General features: G+C 49.8%; 18 protein-coding genes. 12 read left to right on the top strand and 6 right to left on the bottom strand.

Annotated features, from left to right (window positions below):
• Positions 1-17: 17 nt before the first annotated feature.
• The gene (locus tag QMK20_RS25035) at positions 18-974 is read right to left on the bottom strand and encodes a sugar kinase (RefSeq protein ID WP_283653739.1); all 957 of its coding nucleotides are present in this window, start codon (positions 972-974) and stop codon (positions 18-20) included.
• A gap of 340 nt (positions 975-1314) precedes the next feature.
• Here QMK20_RS25035 and kduI point away from each other — a divergent pair, with 340 nt between their 5' ends.
• The 8 genes from kduI (at position 1315) to QMK20_RS24995 (ending at position 9855) form a co-directional block, all read left to right on the top strand.
• Positions 1315-2145: a 5-dehydro-4-deoxy-D-glucuronate isomerase gene (kduI, locus tag QMK20_RS25030; RefSeq protein WP_283653738.1), complete on the top strand. Its 831-nt coding sequence runs from the start codon at positions 1315-1317 to the stop codon at positions 2143-2145.
• Between the two features lie 77 nt (positions 2146-2222).
• On the top strand, positions 2223-2867 hold the full coding sequence (locus QMK20_RS25025) for a bifunctional 2-keto-4-hydroxyglutarate aldolase/2-keto-3-deoxy-6-phosphogluconate aldolase (RefSeq protein WP_283653737.1): 645 nt from the start codon (positions 2223-2225) through the stop codon (positions 2865-2867).
• 50 nt (positions 2868-2917) lie between these two features.
• Positions 2918-3694 (top strand): 2-dehydro-3-deoxy-D-gluconate 5-dehydrogenase KduD, encoded by a 777-nt coding sequence (kduD, locus tag QMK20_RS25020; protein ID WP_283653736.1) that lies wholly within the window; start codon positions 2918-2920, stop codon positions 3692-3694.
• Between the two features lie 253 nt (positions 3695-3947).
• Complete coding sequence (locus QMK20_RS25015; protein ID WP_283653735.1) at positions 3948-5186, top strand: CynX/NimT family MFS transporter; 1239 nt, start codon at positions 3948-3950, stop codon at positions 5184-5186.
• Positions 5167-6318: a winged helix-turn-helix domain-containing protein gene (locus QMK20_RS25010; protein WP_283653734.1), complete on the top strand. Its 1152-nt coding sequence runs from the start codon at positions 5167-5169 to the stop codon at positions 6316-6318. Before QMK20_RS25015 ends, QMK20_RS25010 begins: the two co-directional genes overlap by 20 nt.
• 155 nt (positions 6319-6473) lie before the next feature.
• Positions 6474-7775, top strand: a complete 1302-nt coding sequence (locus tag QMK20_RS25005) for an MFS transporter (RefSeq protein WP_481857806.1) — start codon at positions 6474-6476, stop codon at positions 7773-7775.
• Between the two features lie 43 nt (positions 7776-7818).
• On the top strand, positions 7819-8412 hold the full coding sequence (locus tag QMK20_RS25000; protein WP_404519327.1) for a GNAT family N-acetyltransferase: 594 nt from the start codon (positions 7819-7821) through the stop codon (positions 8410-8412).
• Between the two features lie 273 nt (positions 8413-8685).
• Positions 8686-9855 carry a cation:proton antiporter gene (locus tag QMK20_RS24995; RefSeq protein ID WP_283653731.1) on the top strand — a complete coding sequence of 390 codons (1170 nt, stop codon included), beginning with the start codon at positions 8686-8688 and terminating at the stop codon, positions 9853-9855.
• Between the two features lie 144 nt (positions 9856-9999).
• On the opposite strand, the gene QMK20_RS24990 is transcribed toward QMK20_RS24995, so the two are convergent.
• On the bottom strand, positions 10000-10635 hold the full coding sequence (locus QMK20_RS24990; protein ID WP_283653730.1) for an NAD(P)-dependent oxidoreductase: 636 nt from the start codon (positions 10633-10635) through the stop codon (positions 10000-10002).
• Between the two features lie 260 nt (positions 10636-10895).
• Between QMK20_RS24990 and QMK20_RS24985 the strand changes: the two genes are divergently transcribed.
• The 3 genes from QMK20_RS24985 to QMK20_RS24975 all read left to right on the top strand — a co-directional run bounded on the left by QMK20_RS24985 (position 10896) and on the right by QMK20_RS24975 (position 14493).
• Positions 10896-11849: an alpha/beta hydrolase gene (locus QMK20_RS24985; RefSeq protein WP_283653729.1), complete on the top strand. Its 954-nt coding sequence runs from the start codon at positions 10896-10898 to the stop codon at positions 11847-11849.
• A gap of 204 nt (positions 11850-12053) precedes the next feature.
• Positions 12054-12611 carry a glycerol-3-phosphate responsive antiterminator gene (locus QMK20_RS24980; RefSeq protein WP_283653728.1) on the top strand — a complete coding sequence of 186 codons (558 nt, stop codon included), beginning with the start codon at positions 12054-12056 and terminating at the stop codon, positions 12609-12611.
• 178 nt (positions 12612-12789) lie between these two features.
• Positions 12790-14493, top strand: a complete 1704-nt coding sequence (locus tag QMK20_RS24975) for a glycerol-3-phosphate dehydrogenase/oxidase (RefSeq protein WP_283653727.1) — start codon at positions 12790-12792, stop codon at positions 14491-14493.
• A gap of 133 nt (positions 14494-14626) precedes the next feature.
• Here QMK20_RS24975 and QMK20_RS24970 read toward each other — a convergent pair whose 3' ends face one another.
• Positions 14627-15304 carry a CidB/LrgB family autolysis modulator gene (locus QMK20_RS24970; RefSeq protein ID WP_283653726.1) on the bottom strand — a complete coding sequence of 226 codons (678 nt, stop codon included), beginning with the start codon at positions 15302-15304 and terminating at the stop codon, positions 14627-14629.
• On the bottom strand, positions 15301-15672 hold the full coding sequence (locus tag QMK20_RS24965) for a CidA/LrgA family protein (RefSeq protein WP_283653725.1): 372 nt from the start codon (positions 15670-15672) through the stop codon (positions 15301-15303). The genes QMK20_RS24970 and QMK20_RS24965 overlap by 4 nt, the downstream gene beginning before the upstream one ends.
• A gap of 132 nt (positions 15673-15804) precedes the next feature.
• Between QMK20_RS24965 and cidR the strand changes: the two genes are divergently transcribed.
• Positions 15805-16704, top strand: a complete 900-nt coding sequence (gene cidR / locus QMK20_RS24960) for a cidABC operon transcriptional activator CidR (RefSeq protein ID WP_044644329.1) — start codon at positions 15805-15807, stop codon at positions 16702-16704.
• 135 nt (positions 16705-16839) lie between these two features.
• On the opposite strand, the gene QMK20_RS24955 is transcribed toward cidR, so the two are convergent.
• Together QMK20_RS24955 and QMK20_RS24950 are read right to left on the bottom strand one after the other, a co-directional pair.
• Positions 16840-16995, bottom strand: a complete 156-nt coding sequence (locus tag QMK20_RS24955) for an aspartyl-phosphate phosphatase Spo0E family protein (protein WP_283656341.1) — start codon at positions 16993-16995, stop codon at positions 16840-16842.
• A 161-nt stretch (positions 16996-17156) separates the two neighbouring features.
• A complete protein-coding gene (locus QMK20_RS24950; protein WP_283653724.1) occupies positions 17157-18233 on the bottom strand; it encodes a diguanylate cyclase in 1077 nt (358 codons plus the stop codon).
• Positions 18234-18311: the final 78 nt, after the last annotated feature.

Below are 18311 nucleotides of genomic sequence, written 5' to 3'. Positions count from 1 at the left end.
AGGGGTAAGAAACCTGCCTAATTCGTGCTGGCGCTGAGCAAAAAGGACTCCAGCTCAGATCGCGTAGGATAGCCGTCCATGTCTCCGGCTGACATGACAGCCAGTGCGCCGAGGGCGTTGCCGCGTTTGACCGCTTCGGCCAGGGGCAAGCCCTCCAGCAGTGCGCTGATGACGCCAGCGGCAAAGCCGTCGCCCGCCCCAACGGTATCGACGACATGCTCCACTCGGAAGCGTTTCACATATCCTTCTGCATCGGCGGATTTATAATACGCTCCTTCTGTCCCCAGCTTGATGATGACCAGCGAAGTACCACGGTCAAGGTAGAAGGAAGCGATATCCTCAGGTGAGGTGTAGCCTGTCAATATTTTACCTTCATGAATGCCTGGCAGAAGCCAGTCGCAACCCTCAGATGCCTCGTTAATAGCCTCCACCATCGTTTGCGTATCAGGCCATAACTTGGGTCTGAGGTTCGGATCGAAGGATACGGTTTTTCCTGCCTTTTTCATAAACTGCCGCGCATGTCGGGCGAAGTCACGACATTCGGGAGAAAGGGCGACAGAAATACCTGTAAAGTGCAGGTGGCGTGCCCCGGCAAAGTATGCCTCGTTAAAATCGGCGATGCTTAATGTGGAAGCGGCAGAGTGTCTGCGAAAATATTCGACCTCCGGATCCCCGCTTGTGACTTTGGATTTAATCAGCATCCCGGTAGAGTGGTCTTTGGTAAACATGACGTTCTGGGTGTCGATCCCCTCCTGACGCAGCGCCCCGGCAATGAACCTGCCGAATGCATCCTCGCCTAGTTTGGTCACGAGCCCTGCTCGTAGTCCCAAACGTGCCAAACCGGACGAAACATTCGTCTCTGCTCCGGCCAGCGCTTTGGTGAACGAACGCACCTCATCCAGAGAGCCTGCTTCATTGGCATAAAACATGGCCATCGGTTCTCCGAAGGTAACAGCATCCAATGTTGCGGTCATTCTAAATTCCTCCTTTGTTTAGTAAACTAAATCTGTAAGCGTATGCACCAATTGAATAAATTGAAATTATCACATAAATCGGTTTTTCACAATGAGGAAGTTGATATATTTGTTAAAAACTTTTTGGATAATGTAGATAAAAAAATATGAATTTGTTTATCAAACGGTAAAAAGAGTGTAAAAGTTCGTGAATATTAAGGATTTTTCAAGGAATAGTGAAGAATTGGGTTGACACCCCCATAGATAATTATTACAATTCTAGCTAAGAAGTAGAGTTAGAAACCGCTTTTATAACAATTCCATTGATAAAAAATTTTATCTAAACAGGAGGAATGTTTTTATGGAAATGCGTTATTCAACTCATCCCGAACATGCCAAGCATTTTACGACTGAAGAACTGCGTCAGCACTATTTGATACAGGAACTGTTTGTGCCTGAGGAAGTTAAGCTGGTTTATACGCATGAAGATCGTGTCATTATCGGGGGCATTCATCCCGTGAATAAATCCGTTGCGCTGGAAGGCAGCGATCAAATCAAGGCGGAAACCTTTTTGGAGCGCCGGGAACTGGGCATTTTTAATGTTGGCGGCAGCGGTACTGTAAAGGTAGACGGTGAAACCTACGAGTTGAACACGAAAGACTGTCTCTACGTAGGCAGAGGGGGCAAGGAGTTGATCTTTGAAAGCGATTCCAGCTCGAAACCTGCAAAATTTTACATTGTGTCGGCGCTGGCTCATACCACGTATCCGACAGCGAAGCAGTCATTTGCCGATGTGCCGTCTGAAAGTCTGGGCGCGCAGGAAACAGCCAACAACCGCACCTTGCGCCGCTTTATCCATGATGAAGGCATTCAGAGCTGTCAGCTGGTTATGGGGATGACGACACTGGAAAACGGAAGCGTATGGAACTCCATGCCAACACATGTTCATGACCGTCGTATGGAAGTCTATTTCTATTTTGAGCTGGATGAGAACGCCAGAATGTTCCACCTGATGGGTGAGCCGAACGAGACGCGCCATCTGGTGATGAAGAATGATGAAGCGGTTATTTCGCCACCTTGGTCTATTCACTGTGGTGCGGCTACTGGCAGCTATACCTTCATTTGGGGCATGGCTGGCGAAAATAAAACGTACAAAGACATGGATCAGGTAGCCATGAGCGAGTTGCGTTAAATCCGGCATATTGGAGCGGGGTACTTGCAAGCGGCTAATGGAACATAGTCATCCCATTCGTGGAAAGGATCAGGAACATGACAAAAAAGAAAGTTTTGGAGCATATCACTTCGGTTGGGGTTGTCGCGGTCATTCGGGGAAACACAGCGGAGGAAGCGTACCAAATGTCCAAAGCCTGTATTGAAGGCGGTTTGGACAATATTGAGCTTACGTTTACCACGCCGGATGCGGATCAGGTGATTCGCAGATTGAGAGATGAATTTAAGGACCGGGCAGTGATTGGTGCGGGAACTGTACTAGAGCCGCTGACAGCGAGAATTGCTATTTTGGCTGGAGCAGAGTTCGTAGTGAGTCCTTCTTTTGAAGAAGAAACGGCGAAGCTGTGCAATTTATACGCGATTCCCTATATGCCCGGTTGCATGACGCTGAATGAAATTAAGGAAGCGATGAAGCTGGGCAGTGATGTCGTGAAGCTGTTCCCTGGTAGTGCTATGGGTGCGGATTTTGTCAAGGCAGTCAAAGGGCCAATGCCTCATGTGCAAATTATGCCAACGGGCGGCGTCGATCTGGATAACATGGAAACATGGCTGCGCAACGGAAGTGTAGCGGTTGGCATCGGGGGAAACCTGACGGCTCCGGCCAAGGATGGCCGCTACGATCTGATCACAGAGAACGCTGCGCGTTATGTGGCTAAATATAAGGAAGTTCGTGCAGCGCTGTAGGATTCATTAGAGGTATATATTTTAAACTAAAATATGATGGAGGCGTAAGTATGGGTCTGGATACTTTTTCATTGGATTTTTTCAGCCTGAAAGGCAAAACAGCGATTGTAACGGGTGGCAACAGCGGCTTGGGTCAGGGATATTCAGTAGCTTTGGCTAAAGCGGGCGCGGATCTGTTCATTGTAGCCAACAATGATGATTATGAAGAAACAAGACGTCTGCTCGAACCTACCGGCGTGAAGGTTGTCTTTCATGAGGCGGATCTGACGCAAAGAGAATCTATTACAAAGATTGTAGAAGAAGCCGTCAAGGCATTCGGTAAAATCGATATTCTCGTAAATAACGCAGGTACGATTCGTCGTGCTCCTTTGCTGGAGTACAAAGATGAGGATTGGGACGCGGTGATGGAAATCAACCTGAATGCTGTCTATCACCTGAGTCAGGAAGTAGCAAAGGTGATGGTTGAGCAAAAAAGCGGGAAAATTATCAACGTCGCTTCCATGCTTGCTTTTCAGGGTGGAAAGTTCGTTCCGCCGTATACAGCAAGTAAGCACGCAGTGGCTGGCTTGACCAAGGCGTTTGCCAACGAGCTGGCGGTTCATAACGTTCAGATTAATGCGATTGCCCCTGGTTATATTGCTACAGCGAACACAGCTCCAATCCGTGCCGATGAGAGCCGCAATCAGGAAATTTTGTCGCGTATTCCTGCGGGGCGCTGGGGAGATCCGTCCGATTTGATGGGAGTTGTTGTTTTCCTCGCAAGTCAGGGCTCCGACTACATGAACGGTCATATTTTGGCGGTGGATGGCGGCTGGCTGGTACGTTAAGCAGCACTGGATGCATCTAAGTCATAGACCGAAAGCTGCCTCAAAAGGAAAGCATCCTTTCGGGCAGCTTTTGTTTGTTTGGCTGTAGCTGTGGTTGTACGCTGAATTGAAGATTTGGAGTGCTACGCTTATCCGTCCTATGCATATGGCATAAATGCCATTATAATTTAATGAGATAGAAATTGCTCAGGCTCCAGCCGTACACTCGGTTGGAGCCTTTGAGCATAACACAGATAGATTGGAGAATGGAGAGATGAGTTCACAGCAACACCAACGAGCTTTGGTATACAAATCCTTGTGGCATGCCGGTCCTTGGGTGCTTGCCGCAGGGATCATTTTGGTAGGTGCCAATCTGCGCGCCTCGATTACCTCGGTAGGACCTCTTATCGGTTTGATTAAGGATTCTTTGCATATTTCGAATACACTGAGTGGCCTATTAACGACATTGCCGCTGCTGGCTTTTGCCCTGTTGTCGCCTTTTGTAGCCAAACTGTCGCGCCGCTTCGGGTCGCCTCTTATTATTTTTGCAGCCTTGCTGTTGTTGACCGCAGGTATTGTGGTGCGCTCAACGCTGGGGGTGACCGCATTATTTGCTGGGACAGCCATGCTGGGACTGGCTATTGCCGTGTGTAATGTTTTGCTGCCCAGTTTGATCAAAGAGGAGTTTCCTCGCAACAGCGGACTGATGACTGGCGTATATTCAGTATCCATGAATGTAGTCGCTGCAACAGCATCCGGTCTGAGTATACCGCTGGCTCTGAACGGAGGTTTGGGCTGGCGCGGTGCTTTGGGAATATGGGGGATTGTGGGTGTCGTAGGTATTTTACTCTGGGTGCCCCAGCTTCTTAAGGCGCGCAAAACGGCCAATAAAGCGGCAGTGTCTGCCCGAACCGTGAATGTGTATACATCGTCTTTGGCTTGGAAGGTGACGCTGTTTATGGGGCTGCAATCTGCCCTATTCTACGTCCCTGCCGCATGGTTTCCCGAGATGATGGTTGGACAGGGAATGGATTCAGAGACTGCGGGATGGATGCTGTCCATGCTGCAGTTTTCGCAAATGCCGTTTACTTTTATTGTGCCTATTTGGGCAGCTCGGGTAAAGGATCAGCGGGTATTGGTTCTGATTATGGCTGCGCTGTATTTTATCGGTCTGGGTGGATTTCTGCTTGGGGCTACACAGTGGAGTGTGATTTGGGTCATTTGTATCGGTATAGCGGGTGGTTTTGCTTTCCCGTTGGTGATGATGTTCTTTAATTTGCGGACGCGGACACCGCAGCAGGCAGCAGAGCTGTCTGGTATGGCGCAATCCTTTGGTTATTTGCTAGCAGCGACAGGGCCGACGCTGTTCGGTTATTTACATGATGCAACACAAGGCTGGACAATTCCGCTGCTTCTACTCTTGTGTCTGAGCGTTTTGCTCATGTTTACAGGGCTGGGTGCAGCCAAGAAACGATATGTCGGAGGCGAGGTGGATGATCAGGCTACAATTTGATACAGACGGTTATAGTGTAATCTGTAGTGCAGATCGTGTTATGTTGTTGGCTAAAGAGTTTGCGCTACTGCGCTTTCTATACGATAACCGGAATCAGGTGTTCACCCGGGAACAACTGCTGGATCGTGTGTGGCCGCTGGAATATCCGGTGGAGCGCACGGTGGATGATCATATCTACAGATTGCGTAAAAAGCTCAAGCCATGGAATGCTCTTCGTATTCATACGGTCCGGGGGTATGGCTACAGCTTGACCCTTACTGGCGTGCAACGACAGAATCATCCGTCCCTGCGCGATCAGGAGGTACAAGACGCTGTCCACGGACTGTTACGGAAATACCAATTGCTGGGACAGGGGAATTCCATCGTGGCGCTGGCTGCTCAGCAGGAGCAGATGGGGTTCGAACTGTCTCCTTTTTATCAGATGTATACCCGGTTTGTGCAGGCCGATATATTGTGGTTTTTGGAACGGGAGGACTTTGCTCCTAAAGATCGACTGTACTGGATGTTACTGCTATATATAGGTACAGCAGGGGTAACGGATCAGAAGCTTGCTCTATGTGAGCGGGCGCTTTCCAGTGGATTACTATCCGCCGAGCAGGAGCGGGAATTGCGTATTCTCAACATCCTGGAGGCTTATGTGGAGAATGGACAATCTGAACGCGCACTGGAGAGACTTCCGCTGGCTTTTGCAGTGATGGAGCGGGATGAGCTGGACAAATTTGTGATGCCTGTTGCGCTGATGGAGATGTACATGCATCTGACCGCCAACCGTATGGAGGAGGCTAAGGTACTATCCGTTCGATTGGAAGGGATGCTATCTGAGGCTCCGTATTTGCGGGAGCTGGGGCGTTATCGGATGATGCAGGGATTCATGCTCCTGCTTACCGGGGGAGTGGACGAGGCCGAGCGGCTATTGGATGAGGGGCTGAACACGCTTGATATGGCTAAACAGGAGCTGCTTAAAATCAAGGCAGTCTGTCAAATCCGCGGCTTTTTGAAGCGTTATGGTGGCTTTCCTGCGTTGGAAGAGAAATATGCTACTCAATATGAACGACTTGATCGGGACAATGGCTTAACGATACATCGTTTGGCACTAAGGCGTTGGTTGGAGCAAACACTTTCTGCGGTCTGACATGTTTCTCGCTGTCTGATTTTCCTCTGATATAGGCCCGCTAGAATGTTCTTATTGCTAATAATGCAGAAAATGAGAGCAGGGTGAATAGAAATGAAGGAAAAAAAGAATCAGAATCCACGCCCAGCATTTGGCGCAACGGCCGTTTTCGGCGGATGTTTGCGGCGCACACGGCTGCTTCCTTTGGCGATTGGTTTGATGCCATCGCCATTCAGGTGCTCGTCGCTTACCGCTGGGAAGCCAACCCCATGCTGATTGCGCTGATTCCGGTAGTGATGGCGCTGCCGGGTCTGCTGCTGGGCTCTATCTCAGGCACGTTAGCCGACCGGGTGCATAAGGCCCGGCTGATGATCGTCTGCGATGCAGTTATTGCCTTGTTGACGCTGGCGATTCTCGCTGTTCCGGGGCCGGCGTGGCTGTTGCCTCTGCTGGGTCTGCGTGCGGCGGCTGGCGTATTCCAAATGCCATCACAGCAAGGCTTGACCCGCACTGTAGTCGCCAGCAACGACCTGTTTCGGGCGACCTCGCTGAATGGGCTGGTCAATCAGGCTTCCAAAGTGGCGGGGCCATTATTGGGAGCCATGACCTTGGTTGTGATGTCGCCTCAAGCGTGCATTATCCTTAATGCGCTGCTGCGCCTGTGCTCCGGTTTGGTGCTGTGGCCGCTGCGCGGAATCGGCCCCGCCCTCGACAGCGTAGAGCAGCATGCGACTACTGCTGTGAAACAAGGAAAGCTGGATTCGCCAAGCGAGGCTGAGGCTGATGAAGCCGAGCATCGGAAGGAACGCGTCGGCGCATCCCGTTTTTTCAGCCAATGGCGCGAGGGCTGGGCGTTCCTATGGCGCAGCCGAATGCTTTTGCATACGCTTGTGTTCGGACTTTTCGGCATGATCGCCATTCTCATGATTGACTACCAGTTTCCGACACTGCTGCGAGTGCTCGCCCCGGGTAACGAATCGCTGCTTGGCTGGCTGGTTTCAGCCATAGGCGCTGGTGCCGTCGCTTGTATGCTAGTGCTGAACCGTTTGAACCGGATAAGCGCGGGCTGGGGCCTCGGTGGAGGTTATGTGCTGGTTGGTGGAGCTATTGCTGCTTTAGGCTGGGCGCAACCGGGGACAGGATTACCCGTACTGCTTATGATTGGGGCCATGCTAGGCGTGGGAAACGGCCTGTACATCATCACCCAGAATTACATATTGCAAGCCCGAACACCGGCCGATATGGTGGGGCGCGTCTTCGGTATCCAAAGTACCGTGACCGGAGCGATCATGATCGTCTCACCGCTTATCGGGGGTGTAATGATTCGTATGGCCGGACCAGGCACTACCTTTGTCTGGATTGGAGTGACGATTGGGGCTTTGGGTTTAGTCGGACTCATGCTTCAATCCGTCATTTGGCGTGAGTCACCTGCTGATTTTAACAATTCTGCTGTCAAAAATGCAGACCCTGCACAGTAGTTGGTTTCCAAATTTCGTAACTGAACATTTTTAGAATAGGAGGATGATTATGACTCAAAAATCTTTGCACACAACACCAGTGGCACGGTTACTGGAGGGATCGCGGGTGTATCTGCGTCCGATTCACGTGGAGGACACCGAACTGTACTATAATACGTTGTTTGATCAGGACGTGAGGAGGATGACGGGTACGCAGCGTAGCTTTACCAAGGATCAAATTGGGCGTTATATTGAATCCAAAGGGCAGGATACCTCCAGCCTGCTGCTACTCATTGCCCTTCAGGAAGATGATCGTATCATCGGTGACATTGCTCTTCAGGATATGGACAGCCTGAACCGCAGTGCCAACATCCGCATTGCCATTAACGAACAGGGGAATCAGGGGAAAGGCTACGGCACTGAGGCGCTTGTGCTAATGCTGGATTACGGATTTGGTATCTGTAATCTGCATCGAATTGAGCTGAACGTATATGATTTTAATGAACGGGCCATCCGTTGCTATGAAAAAATAGGCTTCCAACGTGAAGGCGTGCAACGGGATGCTTTATTTTATAATCATCAATACCATGACTCCATTCTGATGAGTATGCTGTCCTCTGAATACCGTGTCCGCTATGTAGAAAAAGCAGAGAACTGATTCAAAACGTTTACAGCTGTTTAATGAAAAGGTATAATAGAGGCATATATGCGCGAACTTATGTAGGTTACTGAACGACAACATAAAATGACAATGAATTACCGGAGGAGCCTGTCACCAAGGCTCCTCTTTGTCTTTTTTTAAGGGGATCTGTAATTACAGGTTCCTTTTTTGTTGTGTTCAGGGCACGTCAGCACATATTTTGCGCAAATTTTTAGCATTTTATCAATACTAGATGTCTACCATTTGATGATTAAAGGAGGTATATGAGCCATGCAATTTATATTGTATCTTTTGCTGATTCTGCTGTTTACTAAAGTGGCTGGTGATCTGTCGGTAAGGCTCGGTCAGCCTTCAGTGCTAGGGAAGCTGATTGCTGGTATTGTACTCGGTCCAGCGGTATTGGGGTGGGTTCAGAACAACACACTTATTCATGATATGTCTGAAATCGGAGTGCTGCTGCTGATGTTCATTGCCGGGCTGGAGACGGATCTGGATCAGCTTCGGCGTAACTGGAAACCAGCGGTAGCCGTAGCAGTTGGGGGGATTATTCTTCCGTTGATCTGCGGTTTTGGAGTTGGGGAAGCCTTCGGATTTTCGGTGCATGAAGGATGGTTTCTCGGTGTTGTCCTGAGCGCCACTTCCGTCAGCATTACGGTGCAGGTGCTAAAGGATATGAACAAGCTTAACACCCGGGAAGGCTCGACGATTTTGGGTGCAGCGGTGCTGGATGATGTACTTGTCGTGGTGTTGCTTGCAGTGATGATGAGTGTATTCGGGGTAGGAGGGGGAACATCTCTGGGGCTTCTCGTCGGCAAAAAGCTTCTTTTCTTTGTCGTCGCTATATTCGGAGGATGGTTTGTGGTTCCCTGGATCATGAAAATACTGGCTCCGCTCAAGGTGACAGAGGCCACCATTACCGCTGCTTTGATCATCTGCTTCGGGTTTGCGTATTTTGCAGATATGTTGGGTATGGCGGGCATTATCGGAGCCTTTGCTGCCGGGATTGCCATTTCGCAAACGAGCTTTAAGCATGTCGTGGAAGAAAAAGTGGAGCCCATCGCTTATTCCATCTTTGTCCCTGTGTTTTTTGTCAGCATTGGATTAAATGTTTCCTTCGAGGGAGTAGGGCAGCAGATCGGGTTTGTCGTTGCATTGACACTGGTTGCTATGGTGACGAAGCTGATCGGTGGCGGAATCGGGGCACGTCTGACAGGCTTTAATAACCGTTCTTCGCTCGCGATTGGCTCCGGTATGATATCTCGCGGTGAAGTCGCGCTCATTATCGCAGCTACTGGGCTGCAAACGGGCCTGCTGGCACAGCAATATTTTACATCCGTCATTATTGCTGTCATTCTGACGACTTTGGCTGCACCTCCGATTCTCAAGCTGTGCTTTAGCGATAAGAAATCTCCCGGCCATGAGCAGAAGAAGCATAGCTAAGTCATACCTAAAAGACCCTCCGGGTTCATATTCCCACGGTGTGCATGGAAGGTTCGGTTTGTAACAAAACCGAACCTTTCATGACATATGGGACATGACCGAAGGGTCTTTTTCATACATATATGTTCGGATTAGGTGCAGGAATTAGGACTCGGATACCACGGTGAAACGTTGGTTCAGATGCTGTGGTTTCTCGATTTCGTCAATTACAGCCACCGCATAATCTTCATAGCTGACATAGCTTGCGCCTTTGGAATTGACTTGCAGCACATCTTTGCCAACTTGATAAGAACCTGTGCGTTTGCCGAGAGCAAATTCAGCGGAAGGACTAATGAAAGTCCAGTTCAGATCGTTGGTTCCACGCAAAATTTCCAGATTCTTTCCTTGATTATTAGCCGTTGGGTATACGAAATCCGGGAAATCAGGAGTGTCTTTTACCAACAAGGTTTGGGACTCATCTGTGAACAGGCTGCCTGCGCCGCCCACAACAATCAGGCGAGTACCGGACACATTACGCAGTGCTTCAATTAGAATGTTACCTGCATCTACATGCAGATGCTCCTGACCACGTGGAGCAGCAAAAGCGTTAACGACAACGTCAAAGTCTTTCAGGTCGTCTGTTTTCAGATCGAAAACGTCTTTTTGTACCACAGTCGCACGGCTGTCTGTGACTTTGGCAGAGTCGCGAACGATCGCTGTTACTTCATGCCCTCTGTCCAATGCCTCTTTAACAATGTTGCCTCCTGCTTTACCGCCTGCACCAATAACTGCAATTTTCATAATAAATAGCCTCCTATAAATATGATCTGTATGATTCATTAGTTTGATCGTAAGTTCATCCTGTTCATTCACGAACTTGGATATGTAACTATTATAGTTACAATTCGGAATGAAAGTCAAGTCCTTCTGTTGGGCATCCTAAAGCCATCCGATTAAAAAGAAATGATACCGTTTAAGTATATAAGGTGAAGCTGAATGAGCCTGGATAAGCAACTTTGGATAGATAAAAACAACAGACAGGAAAGGAAGAGTGAACCGATATGAGTAAAAAGATACAGCTTGAACCCGCAGCGCAGAAGTTCGCAGACGATAACGCCAAGCCTCCGTTTCTGTACGATTTGGGCCCTGCAAAGGGACGTGAAACGGTCAATGAGGTCCAAGCGGGTCCGGCAAACAAGCCTGCCGCAGACCTGGAAGACCTGTCCATTCCCGGTGGGCCAAGCGGGGAGGTCAAGGTCCGGATTGTTCGTCCACAACAGGTGACAGGCGACCTCCCGGTTATTGTATACATCCACGGGGCAGGATGGGTATTCGGTAATGCCCACACGCATGATCGTCTGATCCGTGAGCTGGCTGTGGGTGCGCAGGCAGCGGTTGTATTCCCGGAATACAGCTTGTCACCTGAAGCAAAATATCCAACGGCAATTGAGGAAATCTACGCGGTCGTTCAGTGGGTGGCTCAGCATGGACGCGAGCATGGGCTGAAGCCTGATACGCTGACGGTAGCTGGAGACAGTGTCGGCGGTAACATGACCGCAGCCGTAACATTGCTTGCCAAGGAACGAAGCGCTCCTGCTATCCGACAGCAGTTGTTGTTCTACCCGGTGACAGACGCTTCTTTTGACACGGAATCGTATCATGAATTCGCCACAGGGTATTTCCTGAGCCGTGAAGGGATGCAATGGTTCTGGGATCAATACACGACAGACCCCAATGAACGGGCACAGATTACGGCGTCTCCGCTGCGGGCAACGACCGAACAGCTCAAGGGGCTGCCGCCAGCATTGGTCATCACAGGCGAGGCTGACGTGCTGCGGGATGAAGGGGAAGCTTATGCGAACAAGCTGCGTGAGGCCGGGGTGGATGTGATCGCTGCCCGCTTTCAGGGCATCATTCACGACTTCGTAATGCTGAACCCGTTATCGGAAACCGCAGCCAAGCGCGGGGCGATTGCTCTGGCTACCTCGTGGCTGCGCCAAGGCTTTGAGGGTTAAAGTTTAGCGCAATATACAAGAATCCAACAGGCTGTTGTGTTATCAGCTTGCCAAGAATGAGGGCTGTCTTCCCGGGGGAGGTAATTATGGCCGGGAGGGCAGCCTTTATACATACCTAAGCTGAAACCGCTTCACGTTCGTTGAACAGAGTGATAATATAAAATTTGAAAGAGTTGACCGACAATCAGCATAAGGAGGATATCCATGCCATTTCAGGGACAACGCATTTTGCCTGCGGCTAAGCATATTAAACAGCTGGAGGATATTTTGGACAGCTCCTATGAGTATGCGGTTTTTCTGGATACGCACGTAGCACAGCTACGCAGCCTGTACCAGTTGGCGCGGAGCCACAACAAGCGGATGCTTCTTCATGCCGATCTGGTGCAGGGCCTAAAGAATGATGAATATGCCACTGAATATTTGTGTCAGGAGATTAAGCCGTTCGGTATTATTTCGACCCGATCCGGTGTGATTGCGACCGCCAAAAAGAAAGGTATTCTCGCTGTACAACGGGTATTCATGCTAGATACGATTGCGCTGGAAAAAAGCTACGCACTGGTGGAAAAAACGCGACCCGATTACATCGAGGTACTGCCCGGCGTTGTTCCGCCCATGATTACAGAGGTCAGTGAACGCACGGGTATTCCCATCTTGGCGGGAGGACTGATTCGTACCCCTGAGGATGTGGAAGCAGCGCTCGCTGCTGGAGCTACAGCAGTTACAACATCCAATAAACAGCTTTTTGAGCATTATAGGCAATAGCTAATAACCCCTTTTCACAGAGTACGGTGTGTGCTAGGATATAGATAAGTTAATACTCGTCAGGAGATTTGGAGAGACCATGAACCGCTCGGCATACGCCGCAGCGATGTTCGTGGTCTTTTTTTGTATCTTTTGATGACTGGGTCGGTGGATGATTATAGAGATGGAGGGATAGAAAATGGGAGAGCTTGCATTTGCTGCGCAGGAGAGAACGGCTGTTTTGGAGCGTATGGGGCGTGAGCATTTTGATATTTTAATTATTGGCGGCGGGATTACAGGGGCAGGGATTGCGCTGGATGCCGCTGACCGCGGCTTGAAGACAGCGCTGGTCGAGATGCAGGATTTTGCGGCAGGTACGTCCAGTCGATCCACAAAGCTGGTGCATGGCGGCCTTCGATATTTGAAGCAGTTTGAGGTTAAAATGGTAGCCGAGGTCGGGAAGGAGCGGGCAATTGTATTCGAAAATGGCCCGCATGTGACCACGCCGGAGCGTATGCTGCTTCCGTTTCACAAGGGAGGCACGTTTAACGCATTTACCACTTCTGTCGGACTGCTGGTATATGATTTTCTCGCCGGGGTTAAGCATAGTGAACGCCGCCGAATGCTGGATATTCGGGCTACGCTGGAGCGGGAGCCTTTGTTGAAGCGGGAAGGACTCAAGGGGAGCGGCAGCTATGTGGAGTACCGTACGGACGATGCTCGTCTGACGATTGAGGTCATGAAGGAGGCTGTGGCACGAGGAGCTTTGGCTGTAAACTACGCCAAGGCCGACAAGCTGCTGTATGATGACGGACAAATCAGCGGCGCGAGCGTAACGGATCGGGTAACGGGGCAGTCTCATGAAATCCGGGCTTCGCTGGTTGTTAACGCCGCCGGACCGTGGGTGGATACGCTGCGGGAGATGGATCGGTCCAAAGAAGGCAAGGTACTTCGCTTGACCAAAGGTGTCCATCTGGTGTTCGATGCCAAGCGATTCCCGCTCAGACAGGCCGTTTATTTTGATACACCGGATGGACGGATGGTATTCGCTATTCCCCGTGACGGGAAAACGTACGCAGGTACGACCGACACGGTATATGAAGGGGATACAGCTCATCCCCGAATGACCGCCAAAGACCGGACATATGTGCTTCAAGCGATCAACGGCATGTTTCCTGAGGTGAAGCTGACCGTCAAGGATGTGGAATCGAGCTGGGCAGGTGTACGGCCGCTCATTTACGAGGATGGCAAAAGCCCTTCGGAAATTTCGCGCAAGGATGAAATTTGGGAATCCCGCTCGGGCCTGATCACGATTGCGGGTGGCAAGCTGACAGGCTACCGGAAAATGTCCGAACTGGTTGTAGACCGTGTGGTACGGGAGCTGGGGCGCTTACACGGGCAGACCTTCCGGGCATGTCGTACCAGGCACATCCCGATCTCGGGCGGTAACGTAGGCGGCTCCGCCGGTTGGGATGCCTTCGTGAGCGGGCAAGCGGCAGCAGGTGCTGCGCTCGGATTGCCGCCAGAAACCGCCAGAGCATGGGCCACTCGATATGGCTCCAATGCGGAGCGGTTGTTTGCCATAGCGGCACGCAGCATGAAGGAGGCCAGCGAGACGGAAGCGGCGCTGCCTGTGGAAGTGCGTGTCCCGCTCCTGTATGCCATGGAGCAGGAAATGACGGTGACACCGTCTGATTTTTTCATACGCCGCACCGGAGCGTTGTTTTTTGAGATTGACGGGGTGAAGCGCTGGAAGCAGCCCGTCATTGCGCTGATGTCTGAGCATGCAGGCTGGAGCGCCGCGCAAGAGCGACAACATGCGGCAGAGCTGGATACTTATTTGCACGAAGCCGTGACGCCTGTTGAGGCTGAGAAGAAACCCGGCGCTGTTAAAGCGATCTGATGGTACGGGAGATAAGTGACTCTTACTTCCGAATAGACGAAGAAGCTCCGTCCCACTACAGCTAGTGGAACGGAGCTTCTTCGTTTTGTATATCAGGGGCAGTATCCATTCAATATCTCGTGTGTTACTGAGCTTACAGCATCAAGTGGAACAGGAACGGAGCAGCCGCCAAGGTAAAGAGGGCGGCGAGCACCATAGAGATGCTGGAAATAGTGCCCGTCAGCGAACTGAACTCGAACGCTTTGGAGGTACCTGTACCATGAGCCCCGGTACCGAGCAGTACACCGCGCGAAACTTCATTTTCGATATGGAACAGCTTCACGATCATCGGACCGATAATGAGACCGCTCAATCCGGTTAAAATAACGAACACAGCCGTGACTGTCGGATTACCGCCAATCGTTTGTGAAACATTCATGGCAATCGGTGTCGTAATGGAGCGAGGAATCAGGCTGCTCATCAGCGAGGAATCCAGATGCATCCATTTGGCGAGTACCATGGAGGATACTACGGCTACGACTGAACCGGACAGCACGCTAAGCACGATTTGGGTCGCATGTTTTTTCAGCACAGGGAAATATCGGTACAAAGGGACGGCAAATGCAATCGTGGCTGGTTGGAGCAGCATGGAGAGCAAATGGGCACCCGAGTTATAGGAACGGTAATTTATACCCGAAAGCGTCAAAATTAAAATAATAATGATCGGTGTAATGAGTAGTGGAGACATATACACCTTGGGGAGCGTGCGGTACATGCGTTTGGCCATCCAGTAAATAGCGAGCGTCAATACAATACATAGAAGACCGATCATGATGATTTGTGCTCCTTTCGTTTGCCGAGCAGACTGGCGATCATGCCCGTGCAGGCCATCACGAGAAAGGTACCAAGCAGTACGACCAGTATAATGCTCATACCATCGTGCTCCAGCATCGGCCAATAATTCATAACGCCGACAGCGGAGGGAATAAAGAATAATAGCAGTTCGGCCAGCAGCCAGTTTGCGCCGATCTCAATCCAGCTTAGGCGGATCACGCCTGTTTGCAGCAGAATAAAGAGAATCAGCATGCCGATAATGCTACCGGGTACAGGCAGGTGAAGCCAGGAGACCACCGCGTTCAGGATGAGCGAAAAGGCCATCAGGACGGCGATCTGGAGGACACCGCGTATGAAGCTTTTCATATATAATGGCTCCTATCTATGAGTTCCGTTATTTTTCAAACTGTAATGAAATTTTACATCACAAGCTTTCATGAGTAAAATGCATATAAAGAATACGATGTATTCCGTTTGTCTATGGAAGAAGGTGATGGGATGGATATCCGACATTTGCAGTATTTTTTGGAGGTCGCGCGCTTGCGCAGCTTTACGAAGGCGGCCCAGAGCATGTTTATTACACAGCCGACGATCAGCAAGACGATTAAAAGCCTGGAGGATGAATTGGGTGTCGCTTTGTTTGACCGGATCGGCAAAAGAATCGAGCTGACGGACGCGGGCAAGGTGATTGAGCTTCAGGCGCAAGCGATTGTGAAGTCCTTCCAGAGCTTGTCGTCCGAGCTGAGTGATTTGATGAACCTGAAAAAAGGGCACATCCGTATCGGTCTGCCTCCCATGGTCGGATCGAGCTTTTTTCCACGCGTCATTGGGGAATTTCACAAGGCATATCCCGATGTGACCATTCAGCTATTTGAGGATGGGGCAAAAAAAGTAGAACAGGACGTAGGCGCGGGCGCACTGGATATTGGTGTAATTGTGCTGCCAGCAAGTGGGGATATATTCGAGACGTTTCTGTTCGTGGAGGAAAAGCTGAACTTGCTGGTTCACCCTACGCATGTACTGGCAGAGCGTACAGAGGTACCGCTGGCAGCGCTGGCGGAGGAATCGTTTGTACTGTTCCGCGAGGATTTTACACTGCATGACCGTATTATTGCAGAGTGTGTCCGGGCTGGCTTCCAGCCGCGCGTCGTCTATGAAAGCTCACAGTGGGACCTGATCAGCGAAATGGTTGCTGCGAACTTGGGGATAGCGCTACTGCCGGAAGCGATTTGCCGTGAACTTGATTCTGAACGATTGCGTGTTATTCCACTCGTTGATCCCGTCATTCCCTGGCATCTAGGGATGATCTGGCGAAAGGATCGGTATCTGTCCTTTGCCGCGAGAGAATGGATTACGTTTACGCAGGAACTACTGCGGACGGAGTACCGAAGAAAGTAGTAAGCGAGGAAGTAAGGGAAGAAATAAGTAAGATGAGGGTATCCTACCGGAAAGTTAACACGTACAGGTACGGCAGCGGAACACGAGGCTATGTACAAAAAAAGCTGCCCGTAAGGGCAGCGGTGTAGCTTTCTTCTATGGATGTGCCTGATTGTCGCCATTTATCGCTCGCTTGGTGTGGAGATACTTGTCCATAATTCGGTCAAGTCGAGAGGATTTGACCAATACACGTTCATCCCTTAATCCATGTAAGGTTGCCATACGATTTAGTTCGCAGCGTTCTTTTTCCATAAGTTTTTCCAATTGTTCGAGGTCCAAAAAGCCCACCCCCCATGTCGATTGTAAGGCATGTCTCCTCTAACGGCAGAAGATTTTCTAATACAAATCTTATTTCCATTTTACCACTTTTTATTAACAATAATCCAGCTTTCCAGACATTTAGCGACTTATAATTATCGTTTTGCTATTTCTACCCGATTGCGTCCTGAGCGTTTGGCTTCATATAGAGCGTCGTCCACCTTCTCCAATAATTTATCCGCTGCAATGGTAGGGAAGCTGCCTGCTCCGATAGATACCGTCAGAGAAACGATCGTTCCGTCATTTAGTTGAAAGGGACCGTTTTCCACAGCCTTTCGAATCTTTTCGGCAAAGCTTGCTGCTTTCCGGCTGTCGCAATCTCCAATCAGAATGGCAAATTCTTCTCCGCCTTTACGGGAGGGGTATGTCTTCCTTGTAGACTCCCGGTTTAACAAAATTCCCAATTGGTTTAAGACGGTGTCACCGTTCAAATGGCCATACGTATCATTAATATTTTTAAAGTGGTCAATATCCAGCATCAGGAGTCCAAAGGGTTGTTTAGTAGCCTTGGAAGTATGAAAGACCTCTTCAAATAGCGCATCGAAAGCACGCGGACTGTATAATCCGGTTAAATGGTCCCGATTCGCAGCGTCTTCGAGTAGATGAATGGCCCGTTCTGTTTTTTTGATATGGGACACCATAAAATAAGTGAACAGGCCGCCAAGCAACTTAACGGTTGTGACTATTATAATAGTTTCATTATCAGGAGGATTAACCACATAGAAAGTAGATAACAGCGACACAACAGCAGCTCCAAGCACGGCTGACATCCATTTGCGGAGCGTTAGGCTTTTTTCTCGAATGAAGGTAAGTGAAATGCCCAGTGTCATGAAGCAATTGACAGTAGCAGTCAGAGAAACATCTGTCCAACCACCGGTGATATAAATACGGTACAGGCTTATGATCAGGGTGGTCAACAGACCGGATATTGGTCCTCCCATATAAACAGATATGATAATAGCCAATTGGCGCAGATCGACCACAAAATGCCCGCGGATCCATAAACCAGTCATCATTAAAAGAATACCAAACAGTCCCAGCATTAAACCGTTCATTACCCGATAAAGGAATACATGTTTTTCCAGGTAACGTTCGTATTTTCGTGAAAGCAAATTTCCAAAGAATAAGAAGCTCGTTAATAATCCGAAGTTGTTAATTAATTCTTTTAACATAACCCTATCCTTTATGCTGTAATGTGAGTTTGACAATGCTGAGAATAAAGTAATAAGCCTCACTTCTATATTTCGGTA

Source organism: Paenibacillus sp. RC334 (assembly GCF_030034735.1).
GTDB classification, from domain to species: domain Bacteria; phylum Bacillota; class Bacilli; order Paenibacillales; family Paenibacillaceae; genus Paenibacillus; species Paenibacillus terrae_A.
Note: the sequence above shows the minus strand (reverse complement) of the source record. Positions and strands in the feature narration are given on the sequence as shown.

Bases quoted from the DNA above. Each gene is read 5' to 3' on its own strand.
- QMK20_RS25035 (WP_283653739.1), bottom strand. From the start codon at position 974: ATGACCGCAACATTGGATGCTGTTACCTTCGGAGAACCGATGGCCATG.
- kduI (WP_283653738.1), top strand. From the start codon at position 1,315: ATGGAAATGCGTTATTCAACTCATCCCGAACATGCCAAGCATTTTACG.
- QMK20_RS25025 (WP_283653737.1), top strand. From the start codon at position 2,223: ATGACAAAAAAGAAAGTTTTGGAGCATATCACTTCGGTTGGGGTTGTC.
- kduD (WP_283653736.1), top strand. From the start codon at position 2,918: ATGGGTCTGGATACTTTTTCATTGGATTTTTTCAGCCTGAAAGGCAAA.
- QMK20_RS25015 (WP_283653735.1), top strand. From the start codon at position 3,948: ATGAGTTCACAGCAACACCAACGAGCTTTGGTATACAAATCCTTGTGG.
- QMK20_RS25010 (WP_283653734.1), top strand. From the start codon at position 5,167: ATGATCAGGCTACAATTTGATACAGACGGTTATAGTGTAATCTGTAGT.
- QMK20_RS25005 (WP_481857806.1), top strand. From the start codon at position 6,474: ATGTTTGCGGCGCACACGGCTGCTTCCTTTGGCGATTGGTTTGATGCC.
- QMK20_RS25000 (WP_404519327.1), top strand. From the start codon at position 7,819: ATGATTATGACTCAAAAATCTTTGCACACAACACCAGTGGCACGGTTA.
- QMK20_RS24995 (WP_283653731.1), top strand. From the start codon at position 8,686: ATGCAATTTATATTGTATCTTTTGCTGATTCTGCTGTTTACTAAAGTG.
- QMK20_RS24990 (WP_283653730.1), bottom strand. From the start codon at position 10,635: ATGAAAATTGCAGTTATTGGTGCAGGCGGTAAAGCAGGAGGCAACATT.
- QMK20_RS24985 (WP_283653729.1), top strand. From the start codon at position 10,896: ATGAGTAAAAAGATACAGCTTGAACCCGCAGCGCAGAAGTTCGCAGAC.
- QMK20_RS24980 (WP_283653728.1), top strand. From the start codon at position 12,054: ATGCCATTTCAGGGACAACGCATTTTGCCTGCGGCTAAGCATATTAAA.
- QMK20_RS24975 (WP_283653727.1), top strand. From the start codon at position 12,790: ATGGGAGAGCTTGCATTTGCTGCGCAGGAGAGAACGGCTGTTTTGGAG.
- QMK20_RS24970 (WP_283653726.1), bottom strand. From the start codon at position 15,304: ATGATCGGTCTTCTATGTATTGTATTGACGCTCGCTATTTACTGGATG.
- QMK20_RS24965 (WP_283653725.1), bottom strand. From the start codon at position 15,672: ATGAAAAGCTTCATACGCGGTGTCCTCCAGATCGCCGTCCTGATGGCC.
- cidR (WP_044644329.1), top strand. From the start codon at position 15,805: ATGGATATCCGACATTTGCAGTATTTTTTGGAGGTCGCGCGCTTGCGC.
- QMK20_RS24955 (WP_283656341.1), bottom strand. From the start codon at position 16,995: ATGGAAAAAGAACGCTGCGAACTAAATCGTATGGCAACCTTACATGGA.
- QMK20_RS24950 (WP_283653724.1), bottom strand. From the start codon at position 18,233: ATGTTAAAAGAATTAATTAACAACTTCGGATTATTAACGAGCTTCTTA.